At 64.9% G+C, this 17,967-nt stretch carries 20 protein-coding genes; 12 read left to right on the top strand and 8 right to left on the bottom strand.

Features of this window, described 5'->3' with window-relative positions; translation table 11 throughout:
- Position 1: 1 nt before the first annotated feature.
- The gene (locus tag ACFC3J_RS03360; protein WP_375194797.1) at positions 2–286 is read right to left on the bottom strand and encodes a DUF3175 domain-containing protein; all 285 of its coding nucleotides are present in this window, start codon (positions 284–286) and stop codon (positions 2–4) included.
- Positions 287–442: 156 nt separating this feature from the next.
- On the opposite strand from ACFC3J_RS03360, the gene ACFC3J_RS03355 reads away from it, so the two are divergent.
- The gene (locus ACFC3J_RS03355; RefSeq protein ID WP_375194796.1) at positions 443–2,491 is read left to right on the top strand and encodes a carbon starvation CstA family protein; all 2,049 of its coding nucleotides are present in this window, start codon (positions 443–445) and stop codon (positions 2,489–2,491) included.
- The gene (locus ACFC3J_RS03350) at positions 2,488–2,673 is read left to right on the top strand and encodes a YbdD/YjiX family protein (protein WP_375194795.1); all 186 of its coding nucleotides are present in this window, start codon (positions 2,488–2,490) and stop codon (positions 2,671–2,673) included. The genes ACFC3J_RS03355 and ACFC3J_RS03350 overlap by 4 nt, the downstream gene beginning before the upstream one ends.
- Here ACFC3J_RS03350 and ACFC3J_RS03345 read toward each other — a convergent pair whose 3' ends face one another.
- On the bottom strand, positions 2,674–3,591 hold the full coding sequence (locus tag ACFC3J_RS03345; protein WP_375194794.1) for an XdhC family protein: 918 nt from the start codon (positions 3,589–3,591) through the stop codon (positions 2,674–2,676).
- A gap of 11 nt (positions 3,592–3,602) precedes the next feature.
- Positions 3,603–4,277 carry a helix-turn-helix transcriptional regulator gene (locus ACFC3J_RS03340; RefSeq protein WP_375194793.1) on the bottom strand — a complete coding sequence of 225 codons (675 nt, stop codon included), beginning with the start codon at positions 4,275–4,277 and terminating at the stop codon, positions 3,603–3,605.
- A gap of 112 nt (positions 4,278–4,389) precedes the next feature.
- Here ACFC3J_RS03340 and ACFC3J_RS03335 point away from each other — a divergent pair, with 112 nt between their 5' ends.
- Complete coding sequence (locus ACFC3J_RS03335) at positions 4,390–4,575, top strand: hypothetical protein (RefSeq protein WP_375194792.1); 186 nt, start codon at positions 4,390–4,392, stop codon at positions 4,573–4,575.
- Positions 4,572–4,943: a hypothetical protein gene (locus tag ACFC3J_RS03330; protein WP_375194791.1), complete on the top strand. Its 372-nt coding sequence runs from the start codon at positions 4,572–4,574 to the stop codon at positions 4,941–4,943. The genes ACFC3J_RS03335 and ACFC3J_RS03330 overlap by 4 nt, the downstream gene beginning before the upstream one ends.
- Before the next feature lie 86 nt (positions 4,944–5,029).
- Here ACFC3J_RS03330 and ACFC3J_RS03325 read toward each other — a convergent pair whose 3' ends face one another.
- Both ACFC3J_RS03325 and ACFC3J_RS03320 read right to left on the bottom strand, forming a co-directional pair.
- The gene (locus ACFC3J_RS03325; RefSeq protein WP_375194790.1) at positions 5,030–5,896 is read right to left on the bottom strand and encodes a hypothetical protein; all 867 of its coding nucleotides are present in this window, start codon (positions 5,894–5,896) and stop codon (positions 5,030–5,032) included.
- Between the two features lie 5 nt (positions 5,897–5,901).
- A complete protein-coding gene (locus tag ACFC3J_RS03320; RefSeq protein ID WP_375194789.1) occupies positions 5,902–7,128 on the bottom strand; it encodes a TIGR04063 family PEP-CTERM/XrtA system glycosyltransferase in 1,227 nt (408 codons plus the stop codon).
- A gap of 199 nt (positions 7,129–7,327) precedes the next feature.
- Between ACFC3J_RS03320 and ACFC3J_RS03315 the strand changes: the two genes are divergently transcribed.
- The 5 genes from ACFC3J_RS03315 (at position 7,328) to ACFC3J_RS03295 (ending at position 12,121) form a co-directional block, all read left to right on the top strand.
- Complete coding sequence (locus ACFC3J_RS03315; protein ID WP_375194788.1) at positions 7,328–8,686, top strand: putative O-glycosylation ligase, exosortase A system-associated; 1,359 nt, start codon at positions 7,328–7,330, stop codon at positions 8,684–8,686.
- Positions 8,683–9,393: a hypothetical protein gene (locus ACFC3J_RS03310; protein ID WP_375194787.1), complete on the top strand. Its 711-nt coding sequence runs from the start codon at positions 8,683–8,685 to the stop codon at positions 9,391–9,393. Before ACFC3J_RS03315 ends, ACFC3J_RS03310 begins: the two co-directional genes overlap by 4 nt.
- Before the next feature lie 47 nt (positions 9,394–9,440).
- Complete coding sequence (locus tag ACFC3J_RS03305; protein ID WP_375194786.1) at positions 9,441–10,448, top strand: DNA topoisomerase IB; 1,008 nt, start codon at positions 9,441–9,443, stop codon at positions 10,446–10,448.
- Positions 10,449–10,475: 27 nt separating this feature from the next.
- Positions 10,476–11,636 carry a mechanosensitive ion channel family protein gene (locus tag ACFC3J_RS03300; protein WP_375194785.1) on the top strand — a complete coding sequence of 387 codons (1,161 nt, stop codon included), beginning with the start codon at positions 10,476–10,478 and terminating at the stop codon, positions 11,634–11,636.
- Positions 11,637–11,731: 95 nt separating this feature from the next.
- Complete coding sequence (locus tag ACFC3J_RS03295) at positions 11,732–12,121, top strand: hypothetical protein (RefSeq protein ID WP_375194784.1); 390 nt, start codon at positions 11,732–11,734, stop codon at positions 12,119–12,121.
- 96 nt (positions 12,122–12,217) lie between these two features.
- Here the strand turns inward: ACFC3J_RS03295 and dgcA are convergent, their stop codons facing one another.
- On the bottom strand, positions 12,218–13,192 hold the full coding sequence (dgcA, locus tag ACFC3J_RS03290) for an N-acetyl-D-Glu racemase DgcA (protein ID WP_375194783.1): 975 nt from the start codon (positions 13,190–13,192) through the stop codon (positions 12,218–12,220).
- A 198-nt stretch (positions 13,193–13,390) separates the two neighbouring features.
- On the opposite strand from dgcA, the gene ACFC3J_RS03285 reads away from it, so the two are divergent.
- Both ACFC3J_RS03285 and ACFC3J_RS03280 read left to right on the top strand, forming a co-directional pair.
- The gene (locus tag ACFC3J_RS03285) at positions 13,391–14,677 is read left to right on the top strand and encodes a class I SAM-dependent methyltransferase (protein WP_375194782.1); all 1,287 of its coding nucleotides are present in this window, start codon (positions 13,391–13,393) and stop codon (positions 14,675–14,677) included.
- 58 nt (positions 14,678–14,735) lie between these two features.
- A complete protein-coding gene (locus ACFC3J_RS03280; RefSeq protein WP_375194781.1) occupies positions 14,736–16,523 on the top strand; it encodes an ABC transporter transmembrane domain-containing protein in 1,788 nt (595 codons plus the stop codon).
- A gap of 169 nt (positions 16,524–16,692) precedes the next feature.
- On the opposite strand, the gene ACFC3J_RS03275 is transcribed toward ACFC3J_RS03280, so the two are convergent.
- The gene (locus ACFC3J_RS03275) at positions 16,693–17,010 is read right to left on the bottom strand and encodes a PilZ domain-containing protein (RefSeq protein WP_375194780.1); all 318 of its coding nucleotides are present in this window, start codon (positions 17,008–17,010) and stop codon (positions 16,693–16,695) included.
- 318 nt (positions 17,011–17,328) lie between these two features.
- Entirely contained in the window at positions 17,329–17,751 is a 423-nt protein-coding gene (locus ACFC3J_RS03270) for an ExbD/TolR family protein (protein ID WP_375194779.1), read from the bottom strand.
- Between ACFC3J_RS03270 and ACFC3J_RS03265 the strand changes: the two genes are divergently transcribed.
- Positions 17,678–17,967, top strand: a 290-nt coding sequence (locus tag ACFC3J_RS03265) for a hypothetical protein (RefSeq protein WP_375194850.1), incomplete at its 3' end; no start/stop codon positions are given. The two genes, ACFC3J_RS03270 and ACFC3J_RS03265, sit on opposite strands and share 74 nt — an antisense overlap.

Here is a 17,967-nt window from a genome sequence, read left to right as displayed (position 1 = left end):
CTTACGCCTTGCGCGGACGGTCGAAGGCGACGCGCAATTCGTCCTTCGCCTGCTCCAATATCTTGCGCTGCCTTTCGTCCAGCCCCTTGCCTCCCCGGTTGATGTAGAAGGTCAGCATCGACATGGCCGATCGGAAGGGGCTGCTCTTTCGCCTGTGGCTCGCTTCCGATGATTTTTTGAGCGACAGCGCGATCCTGCGCGGATCGTGCAGCGTGAACACGTCGCGCTTGAGGTCCATCGCATCGCTGGTTTCAGTGACGGCCTGCGACCATTTCTTCTTCGACATCGCCTGTCCTTTCGCAAACAATTCCTCTCCCGATCCCATAGAGCCAACGCGCCAGATACGGGGGTCGTTCATTTCCCTTCGGACAAGAGACGATTGTCTTTGAAAGGTTCGGCCTTACTGTGGCGGCTTTGGACGAACAGGCAATCAGAGAGAGTGATGACCCGGCATATTCCATGGATCATCATCGCGATCATCGGCGCGGTGGCACTGTCGGTGGTGGCCGTGTCGCGCGGCGAGGCGGTCAATGCGTTGTGGATCGTGGTGGCCGCGGTCAGCAGCTTCCTCGTCGCCTATCGCTATTATGCGCTTTATATCGGGCGCCATGTGATGCGGCTCGATCCGTCGCGGCCTACGCCTGCGATCCGGCGGGCGGATGGGCTGGATTATGTCGCGACCGACCGGGTGGTGCTGTTCGGCCATCATTTCGCGGCGATCGCGGGAGCGGGGCCACTGGTGGGGCCGGTGCTGGCGGCGCAAATGGGCTATCTGCCCGGCACGCTCTGGATCATCGCGGGCGTGGTGCTGGCGGGCGCGGTTCAGGACTTCATGGTCCTCTTCATTTCCATGCGCCGCGACGGCAAGTCTCTGGGCGAGCTGATCCGCATGGAAATGGGGCAGGTCGCGGGCACCATTGCGCTGTTCGGCGCCTTCATGATCATGGTCATCATCCTCGCCGTGCTGGCGCTGATCGTGGTGAAGGCTCTGGCGGAAAGTCCCTGGGGCATGTTCACCGTGGCGGCGACGGTGCCGCTGGCCATGCTGATGGGCGCCTATTCGCGCTGGATCAGGCCGGGCCGGATCGGGGAAGTGTCGCTGCTGGGGCTGGTCGGGCTGCTCGCGGCGATCGTCTATGGGCAGAGCATCGCCCAGTCGCCGGTCTGGGGACCGATCTTCACCTTTACGCCGGTGCAGCTGTGCTGGATACTGATCGGCTATGGCGCAGTCGCATCCGTGCTGCCGGTGTGGCTGCTGCTGGCGCCGCGCGACTATCTGTCGACCTTCCTGAAGATCGGCGCGATTGCGGCGCTGGCCATCGGCATCGTCATCATGGCGCCGCCCCTGAAGATGCATGCCGTCACCCAGTTCGTGAACGGCAATGGCCCGGTCTGGTCGGGCGGCCTGTTCCCCTTCCTGTTCATCACCATCGCCTGCGGGGCGGTGTCCGGCTTCCATGCCCTCATCGCCAGCGGCACCACGCCCAAGCTGATCGCCAGCGAAGCCCATGCGCCGATGATCGGCTATGGCGCGATGTTGATGGAGGCGTTCGTGGCGATCATGGCGCTGGTCGGCGCCTCGATCCTCGATCCGGGCATCTATTTCACTATGAACAGCCCGACCGCGGTGATCGGCAAGGATGCGGCCAGCGCGGCCGCTGCGGTGACGGCCATGGGCTTTCCGATTGCGCCCGACCTGATCCTCCAGACCGCGAAGGATGTCGGCGAGCATAGCATCATTTCCCGCGCGGGCGGTGCGCCGACGCTGGCGGTGGCGATGGCGGAGATTTTCTCCCATGTCGTCGGCGGCCCGGCGATGAAGGCCTTCTGGTATCATTTCGCGATCCTGTTCGAAGCGCTGTTCATCCTGACCGCCGTGGATGCAGGCACCCGCGCCGGCCGCTTCATGTTGCAGGACCTGATCGCTCTCGTCGTGCCGGGGTTCAAGGAGGGCAGAAGCATGGCGCCCGGCATCATCGCCACGGCGCTGACGGTCGCGGCCTGGGGCTTCTTCCTCTATCAGGGCGTCACCGATCCGCTGGGCGGGGTGAACACGCTCTGGCCGGTATTCGGCATTTCCAACCAGATGCTGGCGGCGATGGCGCTGATGCTGGGAACGGCGGTACTGTTCCGCATGAAACGGGACAGGTTCGCCTGGGTCACGATGATCCCCACCGCCTGGCTGCTGATCTGCACCCTGTCGGCAGGTTTTCTGAAACTGTTTTCGGCCGACGCCAAGGTCGGCTTCCTGACCCATGCGGCCAGGTTCAGCGCAGCAGCCAGCACGGGGGAGGTGCTGGCGCCCGCCAGGTCGATGGCGGAAATGAACGCGATCATCTTCAACGACCGGGTCGATGCCGGCTTGGTGGCGATCTTCCTGTTCGTGGTGCTGGCGACACTGGGTTTCACCATCCGCACCTGCCTTGCAGCGCGCAGGGTTGCGGCCCCCACGGCGCGGGAAATACCGGCTCAGCTGGTTCCGGCCGAATGAGCCTCTTCCTTCATCGGCTGCGGCAGACGGCGCGCATGATGGTCGGGGTGCCCGATTATGATATTTATCTGCGCCACATGCGGGAACATCATCCCGATCGCACCCCGATGGACCGCATCGCCTTTTTCCGCGAGCGGCAGGAAGCGCGCTATGGCGGGAAAAATGGCGGAAAATGCTGTTGATCAGCGCTTTTCGTTAAATCCTGCGATCATCCCCGCCGCGATGGACAGCGCGATTTCAGCGGCCCCGACCGCGCCGATGTCCAGCCCCGCAGGGCCATCGATCCGCGCCAGCGTTTCTGCGGTGAAGCCCATGGCCGCCAGCCGCTCCAGCCGCGCCGCGTGGCTTTTGCGCGATCCCAGCGCCGCGATATAGCCGGTCGGCGCCCGTAACGCCGCCGCCAGCGCCGGATCGTCAACCTTCATGTCATGGCTGAGCGTCACCACCGCCGTCGATTCGCCGGGAAAGCGCGCCGCGATTGCCTCGTCGGGCCAACGGTCGTCCAGTTCGACGCCGGGGAAGCGCTCCTCGGTGAGAAAGCGGCCGCGCGGATCAATGACGACAGGCGTGACGCCGATCGCCTGCGCCAGCGCGCTCAAGGACTGGGCGATCTGCACGGCGCCGACGATCAGCACCCGGCGGGGCGGATCATAGCGGTTCTGGAACTGCCCTTCGATCGCACCTTCCCGCGTCAGGCCGGTGGCCAGATCGGTCGACAGGACGAGCGCCCTGCCCTTCCGGCTTTCAGCAGCGATGCGGTCGAATAGCGCGGAGGCGAAGCCCGCTTCGCCGACAGGTTGCACCAGAACGCTGATCTCCCCGCCGCAGGGCAGGCCAGCCGCCCAGGCGTCGCCGTCGGCAACGCCGTAGCGCTCCAGATGCGCCGGACGTCCGGCGATCACTTCGGCAGCGCGTTGCAACACATCGGTCTCGACGCAGCCGCCCGAAATGCTGCCCTCGAACCGCCCATCCTCATGCACGATCATGTGACTGCCGCGCGGCCGGGGCGCGGAACCCCAAGTCGACACGACGGTCGCCAACGCCAACCGCGCACCCTGCCATTCCATGGCCTTGCGGATAACCACGCCATCATCGTTCAAGATCCTGCCTCCTAAACCAGCCGCCGTCCCGTCCAGACCACGCGCCCCACGATCACAACCAGCGCCGGATCGATATCGATCCAGTCGGGATAATGCGGATTGTCACTCAGCACTGAAAACAGCCCCCTCCGCGGCCCCATGGCGATTCGCTTGACCATCAGCACGCCATCAAGCCGCAGCACATAGACCCCGTCCCGCAGACGACCGGCATCATCATCATGATCGACCATGATCTCATCGCCGTCGCTGAGCGTCGGCGCCATCGATTCGCCGTCGACGCGGATGATCGACACTTTTTGCGGCCGCACGCCCAGATGGCGCAGCCACTTGGCATCGAACGCCATGACTCCGGCCGTCCGCTCATCCTCATCCAGCGATCCCGATCCGGCCGAAGCCCCCAGCGACAGGCGCGGCACGGTGACGACCGAGGGCAGCGACCGCATCCTGGCCGGCGCGGCACCCGGCAGCGCCGCCGATCCCCCCAGGACATTTTCCGCCACGCCGAAATAGCGGGCCAATATCCTGCGGTCCTCCTCATCCAGCTTGCGCGGCGTGCCGCGCTTGATGAACTGCTGAATATAGGCCGAGTTACGGTTCAGCAGGCGGGAAAGATCCGAATAACTGTCTCCCCGCTCGGCGATGAGCCGCTCCAGCACGATTCGCGGATCTTCTCCATTACCGACCATATTTCATCCATAATGATAGGAATTTTCCTAGACAAGTAGGAAATAGGGTAACAAGAAAATCTCCTACGGATTCGCAGCGGGCGAATCGAATTGAGCGAGGAGAAACAGGAAGATGCTGTTGCGGGCGGTCGAAAAATTTCTGCGCGAAAATGGCATCCCGGCGACGAGGTTCGGCCGCGAGAGCGTTCGCGATCCACGGCTGGTCTTCGATCTGCGCAGAGGACGCGAGCCGGGCGCGAGAATAACAAGACGGATAGAACATTTCATGAACATGTATCGCAGGAGCGCTGGCCAATGACAAGCATCGATATAAAAGCCGTCGCGACCAATCTGCTCCGAAATGGCGAAGGCGCAGGACAGGGGCGAGATCCCCTCCCCCGGCTTTTGGCCCAGTTGATGGAACGCGCGGGCGACCCCGCCACGGTGGAACGCGCCGTCAGCCGTCCATGGGCCAGCGCCCTCTTCCAGGGACGCCGCCATATCATCGCGCTCAGCCTGACCGGCCCGGATGCAGGGGCGCGGCGGACAGCTTTCATGCAAGGGATCGAGGAAGCCGAATGGAACCTCGCGGGCCATTTCGTCGCGGACATCAGCATCGACGACAGCCATCCAATAGAGGGGGGCGAGTGGGTCGAGCTGTCGGCGCTCACCATCGAGGATTGGTAAGCCGGTATGATCGGAGCGCGCCGGCATGCGCGCTCCACGCTTTGGCCGTCGCATCGTTCGTTGCGCGCGATGCTCCAGTCTTCAGTTCAACGGGCGCGCCCGGCCATGTTCCGCAATGTGCCCAGCGCGGCCCGCAGGGCTTCATCGGCGCTCTGTTCGACATGATCGCGCACCGGCACCGCGGCTTCGACGGGCATGTCGGCCAGCACGGCGGCAGGCCGCCCCATCCGCTTGCGCTGCGCCAGGCCGCGTTCCAGCCGCTCGGTCAGTTCGGCCAGAGACGGGTGCATGATAGGGGCAGAAGCGGCCTGCGGCTGGAAGGATCCCACCACCTGCTCATCGCCGGCATCAACCGCTTCGGCCGAAAAAGCGCGCTGGAGGCGGGCGAACGCCCCTTCTGCCGTCACCTCTTCCGGCGTGCTGGGAATCGAGAGACCGACGGCGGGCGTTTGATCCTCCGCCGCGATTTCGGACTCCGCTTCCCCATCGCCGCGCCCCGGCACGGTACGAGCAAAAATATCGAGTCCCCCAAAATCGCGGCTGGCGAAGATCGGCGGCCGCGGCGGCGCGTCAGGATGGGCGTCGGCCCGGCGCAGCGCCGGGCCGGATCCCATGGAGCCACGGCCGCGCGACAGCCAGCTTAGCTTGGACAATGCAAAACCCATTTTGCTCACTCCTGCGGCGCTCTGCGGGCGCCCTTCCTTTTCGTGCGTCAACAGGTGCACGCGCCTTGTTTCGTGCCGGGCGGCAATCAGGCCCCAGGCCATCACCGCGCCGAAGCCCGCCAGCAACAGTCTGGCCTTGATCCCCAGCGGCGGCGCTGCGGCGGGCAGCGCTTCGCTGAGGCCGCTTGATGCCACCACCGTCTCGATCAGCCCGACCGGCAGGGACAGCAACGCCAGCGCGAAGCCCGACGCGCCCAGCAACGCAACGATCAGCGGCCTTTTCCGCATAGCGGTCAGGCCGCTGCCTGCACCCGCTGCGAACGGCCCAGCAACTGCTGATAGACCGGTTCGTAGCGGAGAATGTTTGACGACCAGTTACGCTCACGCTCGACAAAGGCGCGGGCCGTTGCCCGGCGCTCCTCCCAGAAGCCGCGATCTGCGAACATCCCTGCCAGCGCGGCAGCGATGGCCGCCGGATCATCGGGCGCGAACAGCGTGCCCGTGACGCCATGCTCGATCAGCTCGCGGTGACCGCCCACGCTCGACGCAGCCACCAGACGGCCCTGCGCCATGGCTTCCAACGGCTTGAGCGGCGTCACCAGATCGGTGAGGCGCATCGCCTTGCGCGGATAGGCGAGAATGTCGACCTGCGCATAATAATCCTCGACCTGATCGTGCGGCACCCGGCCCACGAAGACGATATGGTCGGCAAAGGGCGAGGCCATGGCCTGATCGCGCAGCGCCTGCTCGCGCGGGCCTCCGCCCACCAGCAACAGCTTCGCCTTCGGGCGGGCACGGATCAGTTTCGGCAGCGCTGCGATCAGGTCTTCCAGCCCTTCATAATCATAGAAGCTGCCGATGAAGCCGACGACATCGGCGCCTGTCAGCCCCAGTCGCGCCGTGAGCGCCGGGTCGCGGGGAACCGGCGTGCCGAACTGGTCCATGTCGACGCCATTGGGCGAGACGGTGATCTTGGCGGCGTCGATGCCCCGCGCGACCAGATCGCCGCGCAACCCTTCGCAAATCACCGCGACCGCATCGGCAGCGCGCACGGCATGGGTTTCGAGCTGCCGGGTCAGCCAGTAGCGCGGGCTGCCTTCGGTGCCCGTACCGTTGCCCACCGCCGCATCCTCCCAGAAGGCCCGGATTTCGTAGATCATCGGGATATTGTGGCGCTTCGCCACCTTCTGGGCGGCGATGGCGTTCAGCACCGGCGAATGGGCGTGGATTATGTCGGGCCGCCACTCCCGCACCAGCGCTTCGATCGCGTCCGCATGGGCAGAGATGTCCCGCCATTCACGCAGCAGGGGATTGCCTGCTGTCGGCTCGCCGGGGGTGCGGTGGAAGTGGAGACCGTCGACCAACTCTTCCAGCCGTCCCGGAATCGTGTGGCGATGGCCGGTGATGCCGCGCACCTCCCAACCCTTGGCCACCTGCGCCCGCAATATCGCGCGGGTGCGGAACGTGTATCCGCTATGCATCGGCAGGCTGTGATCCAGCACATGGAGAATCCGTGTCATGACGCTGAGTCTTGCCGGAAAAGGTTTAACGGCCCGTCAACTCTGTCGCGTTAGGAAGAAGGCCGTGTTCATGGACTCACTCTTCCAGCGATGATCGACGCCCTCTCCCTGCTCATCAGCCATGGCGTCATTCTGCTGGCGGCCTGGCGGCTGCTGTCGCGCCCCGATCTCGACCGCGACCCTGAGACGGAGAGCGGCGATGCGTGACCTGTTCTTCGTCGCTTTCCTCGGCGCCTTTTTCCTGCTGGGCCTCAAGCGCCCGTTCCTGCTGATCGCGGTCTATGCCTATATCGACATCGTTTCGCCCCAGCGGCTTTCCTATTTCCTGCTGAACAGCATCCCCATCAGCTTCATTGCCTTCGTCATGGCGGTGGGCGCGTGGCTGCTGGTCGATGACAAGAAGGATTGCCGCTTTTCCGCACGGCAGGTCATCCTGCTGCTGTTGCTCGCCTGGTGCGGCTACACGACGGCGACGGCGGATTTCCCGATCAACGCCGCGACCAAATGGGCCTGGGTGTGGAAGGCGATGGTCTTCGCCCTTTTCCTGCCGATCACCCTGCGCACCCGCCTGCGGATTGAGGCGCTGGCGCTGTTCATGGTCCTCTGCGCCGGCACCATCATCATCAATGGCGGCATGAAGACGGCGCTGTCGGGCGGCGGCTATGGCGTGCTGAACCTGATGGTCGACAATAACAGCGGCCTTTACGAAGGCAGCATCATTTCGACCGTCGCCATTTCGCTGATTCCGCTGATCCTCTGGCTCGCTAACCACGGCACCATCTTCCCGCCCGACTGGCGGGTGAAGGGCTTCGCCTATGCGCTCTGCTTCGCCTGCCTGTTGATGCCGATCGGCACGGAGGCGCGCACCGGCCTCGTCTGCATCGCCATCCTCGCAGGGCTGATGCTGATGCGCTCGAAGCGGCGTTTCCTCTACGGCCCGCTGATGGCGATCGCGGCGCTGGCGGCAATCCCCTTCCTGCCCGCCAGCTTCACCCAGCGCATGGCGACGATCGAGAATCACCAGCAGGACGAGAGCGCATCCACCCGCATGGCCGTATGGAAATGGACGCTGGACTATGTGAAGGAGCATCCGGGCGGCGGCGGTTTCGACAATTATCTCCAGAACAGCTTTACCTATGTGATGCAGGAGCGGGTCAGCGATGCCGCCGGTTCACGGATGGAAAAACGCATCGTCACCGATCATGGCCGCGCCTATCACAGCGCCTATTTCGAGATGCTGGGCGAACAGGGCTATTTCGGCTTTTTCCTCTGGGCGCTGCTGCACCTGACCTGCTTCATCCGCACCGAAGCGATCCGCCGCCTCTATCGCAGGCGGGATGGCGATGAAGCATGGGTCGCGCCCTTCGCCCTCGCCCTGCAACAGGGGCATGTCATCTACATGATCGGATCCTTGTTCGTGGGTATCGCCTATCAGCCCTTCATCTTCATGATGCTGTCGTTGCAGATCGGTCTCGACACCTATTTGACCCGCAAGCGCAAGTTTGCCGCGCGCCGGCCGTTCTTCACCCCAATGGCTGCGCAGGGGAGTGCCGCATGAAGGGGGAACTGAAGATTCTGGGCGTTGCCCACGGGCTGCTGCTGGGGCTGGTGCTGGCTTCGCCGCTGATCGCGCCTTCGCTGCTGCCCTGGGGCGTGGAAGCTCTGTTCATCGTCGCCGCCTTCCAGTTACGGCTGGCCGACCGGCGCTGGGAAACGCGGGCGGGGCTGCGGGGCTGGGTCAGCCATATCCGCATGGCGCCGGTGCGGTTGGCGCCATGGGCCGGAATAGCGGTGGTCGCGGTGATCGCCGGGCCGCAGCAGGCCCGGTTGGCCGCCGCCATCCTGATCGCGATCGCGATGGGCGAACTGCTGATCTATCCAGTGATCGCCAATCTGCTCGGTCGCCTGCCGCGCCGGGGGCTGGCGGGCGCGATCCTGCTGCTGCTGATCGCCTGCGGGCTGGCGGAACAGGGACAGACCGCCCGTTTCGCCATGGCCTTTGCGCTGGGGGTCAGCGGCTGCGTCTTCTGGCTGCGCGGGCCGGATGGCGAGACCGGCGCTACCCTGTTCGCCTTGGGGAACGCTGTTGCCGCCATGCTCGTCGCGCTGCTGATGCCCGTCGCACAAAGCGTCGCAATTCCCGCTGCGATCCTCTGCCTGACGCTGGCGCTCGCCCACCTGTCGGTGATGCGCCGCCATCCGCTGCACTGGCGTCCGGCAGGCGGCGTGCATCGCTTCATGCGGCGGCCGGCCGGCCTCAGATAAGGAACGAAAGCGGCCGATAGCGGGTTTGAGGGGATGAGAAGGACCCCATGCCGCAAAGCCGAATCATCCATGCCAATGACAGTCTGCCCGGAATAACGCGGCGCGCTCTGAAGCGGGGATGGGCCTATTTCGACGCCGACGGCCAACGCATCACCGACCGCGACGAGATCGACCGTCTGAACGCCATCGCCATGCCGCCCGCCTATCGCGACTGCTGGTTCTGTCCCACCTGCAACGGCCATATCCAGGCGACCGGCTATGATGACCGGGGCCGGAAGCAGTATCGCTATCATGCCGACTTCCGCGCCGCGCGGGAGGCCGAGAAATATGCGGGCTGCATCGCCTTCGGGGAAGCGTTGCCAAAGCTCCGCGCCCGGATCGAGGCGGACCTGTCGACCCGTGGTTTCGCCAAGGAAAAGACCCTTGCCGCCGTCGTCCGCCTGCTCGATCTCGCCAAGGTCCGCATCGGCAATGAGCAATATGCCGCTGCCAACAAGAGCTTCGGCGCTACCACCCTGCGCCGCCGCCATGTCGATATTCGGGGGCAAGCGCTGCGCCTGCGTTACCGCGCCAAATCGGGGCGGGAGCATGAACTGACCCTTACCGACCGCCGCCTCACCCGATTCGTGCGCGCAGTGCAGGACCTGCCCGGCCAGCACCTCTTCCAGTATCTCGACGAGGAGGGGGAAGCCCGGCCGATCACCTCCAGCGACGTCAACGCCTATATCGCAGAAGCGATGAGCGGGGATTTCACCGCAAAGCATTTCCGCACCTGGGGCGCCTCCACCATCGCCTTCGAGACGCTGGCGCGGGAGAGCGTTTCCCTGAAGCAGATGATCGCACCGGTGGCGCAGGCGCTCGGCAACACGCCCGCGATCAGCCGGAAAAGCTATATTCATCCCGCGCTGATAGAGCTTTGCCGCAACGGGCAGAATGAATGGCGCAAAGGGCTTCGCCTGCCGCGCGCAACCCGCTATCTCTCCCGCTATGAACGCGGACTGATCGCCTTTCTGGAGGAGATGAGCGGCAAGACCGCTCTCCCGCTGGCGGCCTGATCCGGACTTATAACCGCAAGGACATTCATGGCCGCCAAAGACACCGCCGCCCTTCCCGACATTGATGTGCGCCCGCCCAATCTGGTGGAAATGTGGCAATCGACCATCCACTGGTTTTCGCTCCATTCCCTGCAAATACTGATCGCCGTCGGCGCGGCGGTCGTCATCTATTCGCTGCTGACGGCGCTGCGGAGCGTCGGCGGAAGATTGAAGGGGGTGCCCGGCGACACGCTGGGCTTTGCCAATGTCGCGGGGCGGGCCTTTGCGCGCACCACCCATTTCTTCATGGCGATGGTCGCCGCGCGGCTGGTGGTGAGCTACGCCAATCCGCCGCAGATGATGCTGAAGACCGTCGCATTCCTGTTCACCATCGCCACCGTCTTCCAGTGCGCGATCTGGGCGCGGGAGATCATTCTGGGGCTGGTCGAAAAGCGCACCGCCGCCGATGACGGACATGGCGAAACATTGGCCAACGCGATGGGGCTGATCCGGGTACTGGTGACGGTGGCGCTGTTCGCCATCGCGCTGATCGTGGTGCTCGACAATCTTGGCGTCAACGTCACCGGTCTGGTTGCGGGGCTAGGCATCGGCGGCATCGCCATCGGCCTTGCGGCGCAGGGCATCTTCTCCGACCTGTTCGCTGCGCTCTCGATCATCTTCGACAGGCCTTTCCGTCAGGGCGAGGTGATCACCTATGACCAGACCACCGCGCGGGTCGAGCATATCGGACTCAAAAGCACGCATCTGCGGGCGATGAGCGGCGAGAAGAAGGTCATCTCCAACGCCAATCTGCTGCAAAAGGAGATCACCAGCCTTCAGACGCTGGCGCAGCGGCGCGTCACCTTCGCGATCGGCATCATCTACCAGACGCCCGAGGAGAAGGCGGCGGCGATCCCCGACATGCTCAGGGAGATTGTCGAGGCGCAGGGGCATATTTTCGTGAATGCGGGGCTGGTGAGCTTCGGCGCCAGCTCGCTCGACTATCAGCTCAATTTCGATGTGCCCGATCCCGACGCCCACGACTATTTCCAGTCGCGGCACAAGGTCGGCCTCGCCATCTGGAAGCGCTTCAATGCAGAGGGGATCGAGTTCGCCTATCCCACGCAAACCAGCTTCACCGCCGCGCCCGATGGCCGCGCAATCATGCCCTATCCCGAGGCGCATACCGACACCGACCGACTCGCCTGACCGCATATCGGACTCGGCCCGTCCCGCGGCTGCTTGCCTGATGCGGCCTTGGGAGTCAGGCCCGGCCCACCGACTATGGACAGATCGAGAATATCATGAAATCCACCTATCTGCTGGCGGCCATCGCCGCGCTGACCTTCGCTCCTGCGGCCCATGCCGAAGGGATCGGCGCTGAACTCAACTATGGCCGCGCCGACGGCCATTGGGGCACGGAAATCGGCGCGGGCTATGCGCTGGATGTCGGCGGCTTCAGCCTGACGCCCGGCGGCGGCGTCTATCTGCGCGACGGCGACACCAGACTCTATGGCCGGGTCGAGGCGACTTACAGCCTGCCCGCTTTCGCGACGATCGGCGCGGGCGTGCGGTTCAGCGGCGATAACACCCGGCCCTATGCCACGATCGCCATGCCGCTGATCCCCACGTTGCATGCCAAGGCCAATGTTGGGCCGAAATATTATGCCGTCGGCCTGACGCTGGGCTATTGATTTTCCGGATGGGGTGGGGAGTCGTCATCAACTCCCGCAGGCGGGAGGGGGGATGTCCTGAATTGGCCGGTTTGATCCGTACCGAATATCCGCAACTTAACCCATTCCCCACAACCGGCCGGGATGGAGCAGCCCATCCCGCAGGACTAGCCCGCCCTCCCGGTCCTTCGCCAGCAGAAGCGCTCCATCCAGATCGATCCAGTCCGCACCCTGTGCCACCAACGCCGCCGGCGCGATCCCGAGCGAGGTCCCCAGCATACAGCCGACCATCACCCGGAAGCCCCGCGCTCTGGCCTCGCGGGAGAGCTCCAGCGCCTCGGTCAACCCGCCCGCTTTGTCGAGCTTGATATTGACTGCATCGAAGTCGCCCAGCCGGTCGAGATCGGCCCGCATATGGCAACTCTCGTCCGCGCAGAGAGGCAGCGGCGCCCTGATCCCTGCCAGCCTCTCTTCCCGTCCATGGACGATCGGCTGCTCTACCATCTCCACGCCCAGATCGGCCAGCGCCCGTGCCTCGGCCACGATATCCAGATCGTGCCAGCTCTCATTGGCGTCGACGATCAGCCGCACGTCCGGTGCGCCCGCCCGCACCGCCGCGATCCGCGCCCGGTCCCCCTCGCCCGTCAGCTTGCATTTCAGCAGGCCAAAGCCGCGATCCGCCGCCGCCCGCGCATCGGTCTCCATCTTCTCCGGTGCGCCCAGGCTGATCGTGAAAGCGGTCGGCAAAGGCCCGGGTTCCTCCAGCCCGGCAAGCTTCCACACCGGCATCCCGGCACGCTTCGCCTCCAGATCCCAAAGCGCGCAGTCCAGTGCATTGCGCGCCGCGCCGCGCGGCATCGCCTCCAGCAGCGCCTCCCGCTCCAGCGGCCCGGCATAGGCGTTGATCGCTGCCGCGCAGCCCTCCGCCGTCTCGCCCTCATAATAGATCGCCGTGCCTTCCCCGCGTCCGACATGCTCGCCATCGCTGACGGTGCAGACCACGACGTCCACCACCGTCTTCGCGCCCCGGCTGATGATGAAGGCCCCCGCCACTGGCCAGCGTTCAACAGTCGCGGATATCATGCGGGTCATCGGCCTTCCCTGTGGTGACAATTGACGGGTCTATACGAACAGGCAATCCCGCCGCATAACCACTCTAGAGCATGATCCCGTGCGAGTGAATCGGATCATGCTCCAGAGTCATTTGTTTGCCGCATTTTGCGACCCGTCGGCTGTCCCGGCCGACTTCAAAAACGCTCTGAGCCCGCACATACAAGGATAGGCGATCCCGTGACCTCCAGAGAATTGACTGGCTTCCTGCCCCTCAGCGACGCCGACGGCTCGGACGCCCAGCGCCGGCTATCGGACATGATGTGGCGCATCGGCTTCGGCGCGATCAGTTGGCCATGGCTGCTCGCCAGCCTGTCGGGCGGACGCAAGGCGGACAAGCGCGCCTTGCTCGACGAACTCGGCCTGCCGCATGACGCGCTGCCGCATCTGGGCAGCTGGAAGGCTGATGTCGGCTTCCTGCGCCACATCGTCCGCGAGATCGCGCGGCTCCGCCCGGCCCATGTGGTCGAACTGGGCGCGGGCGCCTCCACCCTGATCGCCGCCCGCGCACTGACACTGCACGGCGGCGGACGGCTCACCAGCTTCGACCAGCATGGCGGCTTCGTCGACGCCACCCGCAACTGGCTGGCCGATCAGGGCCTGCATGCCGATCTGCGCCACGCCCCGCTCACCAGCGAAAGTCAGGACTGGCCGGGCCGTTGGTATCACATCGATCAGTTGCCCGAGAGCATCGACCTGCTGATCATCGATGGCCCGCCCTGGGCCGTCCATCCGCTGGTGCGCGGCGCTGCGGATATGCTGTTCGCCCGCCTGTCCCCGAATGCCGTGGTCCTGCTCGACGACGCCGCCCGTCCCGGCGAGCGCATCGTCGCCCGGCGCTGGCGCAAACGTTGGCCGCATATCGACTTCCGGCTGATGCATGACGGGACCAAGGGCACACTGATCGGCCGCCGCCGCGACACCTCCATTCCCGTCGCCAATGACGATGATGCGGGCCGCAGCTGGCGCCACCTTGCCCGTGCCGCGAGCATCGCTGCGCTGATCGCTACCGGCTGGATCGCGCGCGGCGCGCTGGGTGAATTCCCGCAGGCGGCAGAGGCCAACACCTTCCTCGATGAAGCCGCCGCCTCCCATCGCACCGGCCTGCTCCGCAAGGCGATGGCCTCGCAGGTCGAAAGCGCCACGCTCAACCCCGTCGAGATTCAGCGCTCCACCGGAATCGTCCTGCCGCCCCTGCCCGCCGCATGGCGCATCGACGATGTCCAGCTCTATCCCACACCGGACAGTCCGGCGGTTGCCGTCTCGATCACCACGGCGCGGGGCGAACAGCTTTCCTTCTTCGCCGACCGGGCCGAAACCCCTGCCGAAGCCCGCCCGCTGCTCGCCCGGCGCGCAAAGGACGTCATCGCCTATTGGGAAGCGGGCGACATGGCCTATGCGCTGACCGGCCGCGCCAGCCCGCAACGCGTCATGGCGCTTGCCGCGGAAATCGCGCCCGCGATCTGATCCTCTGGCCTCTCGATCCGCATTGAGGCGGGCGCAGCGGACTGCTAAGCGCCCCTTCATGGAAGAGGTCGAACCATCACCGCCGCGCGGCAGGGCGCGCCCCGCACTTGGCAGCCTGGCGATGATCTGGCGCTTTGCCAGCCGTTATCCCGGCCGCATTGCCGGAGCGCTCGCCGCGCTGCTCGTCTCCTCCGCCGCAACGCTGGCTATCCCCAGCGGCTTCCGGCTGGTGATCGACCGGGGGTTCATGGGCGGCGGCGACATCAGCCGCTGGTTCGAATATCTGTTCCTGATCGTTGCGGTGCTGGCCGTCGCGACGGCATCGCGCTTCTATTTCGTGTCGTGGCTGGGCGAACGGGTCGTTGCCGACATCCGGTCGGCGACCCAGGCCAATCTGCTGCGGCAGGAACCCCGCTTCTTCGAGGAAAATCGCCCCTCTGAAATCGCGTCCCGCATGACGGCCGATACGGCGATCATCGATCAGGTGGTGGGATCGACCGTCTCCATCGCGTTGCGCAATCTGGTGACGGGGACGGGCGGCCTCATCTATCTCTTTGCCCTCGCGCCGAAGCTGGCGGGCCTGCTGCTGCTCGGCATTCCTATGATCCTGGTTGCGATCGTCGGACTTGGCCGCCGCGTGCGCCAGCTGTCGCGCGCCAGTCAGGACCGGCTGGCCGAAGTCGGCAGCGTGACGTCGGAAACGCTGGGCGCGATGAAGATCGTGCAGGCTTTCGGGCAGGAAGCGCGGGAGGCGGCCCGCTTCGATGCCACGGTCGAAACAGGATTCTCCACCGCCCGCCGCCGCATTGCCCTGCGCGCGGGCATGACGGCGATCGTCATCGCCCTGGTGTTCGGATCGATCACCGCGGTCATGTGGCAGGGTGCGCTGGACGTTGCCGCAGGGCGGCTGTCGGGCGGCAGCATTGCCGCCTTCGTACTCACGGGCGGTCTGGTCGCGGGGGCTTTTGGCGCGCTGTCAGAGACCTGGGGCGATCTATTGCGTGGCGCGGGCGCCGCCGGGCGGCTGCATGAACTGATGACGGCGGCCCCGCAGATTCTGGCGCCGCCGGATCCCCTGCCCGTTCCACGTTCCACCCACGGCGCGCATCTTCAGTTTGAGAATGTGCATTTCCGCTACCCCAGCCGTCCGGATCAGGCCGCCCTTCACGGCATTTCGCTTGATATCCTGCCGGGTGAAACGGTGGCGATCGTCGGCCCCTCGGGCGCCGGCAAATCGACGCTCATCCAGCTGGCGCTGCGTTTCTACGATCCCGATTCGGGTACTATCCGCCTGAACGGCGTTGCTTTGCCCCAGGCCGATCCTGCGGCCGTGCGCGCCATGATGGCGATGGTGCCGCAGGAAAGCATCATTTTCGCGGCATCGGCCCGCGACAACCTTCGCTACGGCAAATGGGACGCCAGCGACGATGACATATGGGCCGCCGCCCGCGCCGCCAATGCAGAGGCTTTCCTGCGCGCCCTGCCGCAGGGACTCGACAGCTTTCTGGGTGAAGGAGGCGCCCGCCTTTCGGGCGGCCAGCGCCAACGCCTGTCCATCGCCCGGGCCCTGCTTCGGGACGCGCCGATCCTGCTGCTGGACGAGGCGACCTCCGCGCTCGACGCCGAGTCCGAAAGGCTGGTTCAGGACGCGCTGGGCCGTTTGATGCAGGGGCGCACGACCATCGTGATAGCCCATCGCCTTGCCACCGTCCGCGCCGCAGACCGGATCATTGTGCTCGACGAAGGGCAATTGGTGGAACAGGGCGACCACGCGGAACTGATGGCGCACAAAGGTCTGTATGCGCGACTGGCCAACCTCCAGTTTCAGGATGCTGTCTCGGGCTGAGGCTGCTGGCGTTGGCGTCCTGCTAAGGTCGCCGCTCATTTGCAAGGAGGGGCGTAGAGAAGTGCTCTCCGACAGTTATCCGACCCTAAAGCCCCCTTACAAACACTTGAGAGCTTGAGCACCACCGCCCTATGGAACCGCCGATCGCGCAATTTTGCAGAGGGCGGTCCTATTGGCTGATCCTGATGATGTGATCGAGAATCGCGGGATGGAGTGGACGCTCGAACACGCAGCCCGATTCATGCGCCCGGCTCCACAACACACGAGCCCGCCGTCCTTCGAAGCCCGGCAGCATGATCCAAAGGTCGTCCTCCGGGGCCAGCTTCATGAAGCTCTTGAGCCGGAAACCCTGGGTGGTGACGTCCGTAATCTGGCTCTTGAACCAGGTTTCACCCGGTCGCCGCACCCGAACGCCGATCAGCACCGGCCACCGCTCCGTCAGACGGTTGGAACTGCGATAGGGTTCTGACTGAAGTTTGGCGCCCATGATCCCATACCGAATTTGACCATCCGGATCATGCGCCGCCAGGGTGAAGGAAGCATTAAGGGGACATATTCCACAGATAAAATAAGGGGCCGCCGAAGCAGCCCCGTCTCAGTCTGTGCAGAGTTGCAGGCCGATTGCGTCACCCCTGCCCGCGCCCGGAAACGGGAAGTCAAACATTCCCGGCCAGACGGCGGCGGCGTATCGGCCCGCTGGAGCATGGCCCCCGGCTGAAAACAGCCAGACCGCGCGCTCCCATTTCCGTCACGTTAGCACGGGGAACTGACGGTCAGCCAAGGCCAAGGCCAGTCCCCGATCTTGTCAGAAGCGCCCGTACTGTTCGTTCCCGACAAAGCCCAGCTTCGTCACGCCAGCACGCTTGATCTCCGCCAGCACCTCGTCAACGACGACATAGCGGGTTTCGGCATTGGGCTGGAACTGGAGTTCGGGTTCGACCGGCAACCGCAGCGACTGCTGCAGATATTGACGCAGGGTCAGCAGGTCGATGGCCGCGCCGTTCCAGGTGATGATGCCGCTGGGATCGATCGCCACCTTGTTCTTGACAGGGTCAATGACGCTGTCGGTCGGCGGCGCGTTCTGCGGCAGGTCGATCTTCACCGCGTGGGTTTGGATCGGGATGGTGATGATGAACATGATGAGGAGAACGAGCATGACGTCGATCAACGGCGTCGTGTTCATTTCCACCATCGGTTCGCCATCTTCTTTTCCGGCACTCATTGCCATGGCGATACTCCTAGAGCATTTTCATGGAATGGCCGCTCGGCGGCCATTCGGTTCGAAAATGTCGTTAGAGAACGAGTGGGATTATTTCGGATATTATCCGAACGATACGTACATCATCCGCAAAGGCGATCGCCTGGCGCAAGCCGTAATCAAGCCGGTCGCGCATGGGCAGGTCGGGGGTCCTCGCTTACCGCGTTGGTCCATGTCCACTCGCCC

The organism is Sphingobium sp. (genome assembly GCF_041987595.1).
GTDB lineage: Bacteria > Pseudomonadota > Alphaproteobacteria > Sphingomonadales > Sphingomonadaceae > Sphingobium.
Note: the sequence above shows the minus strand (reverse complement) of the source record. Positions and strands in the feature narration are given on the sequence as shown.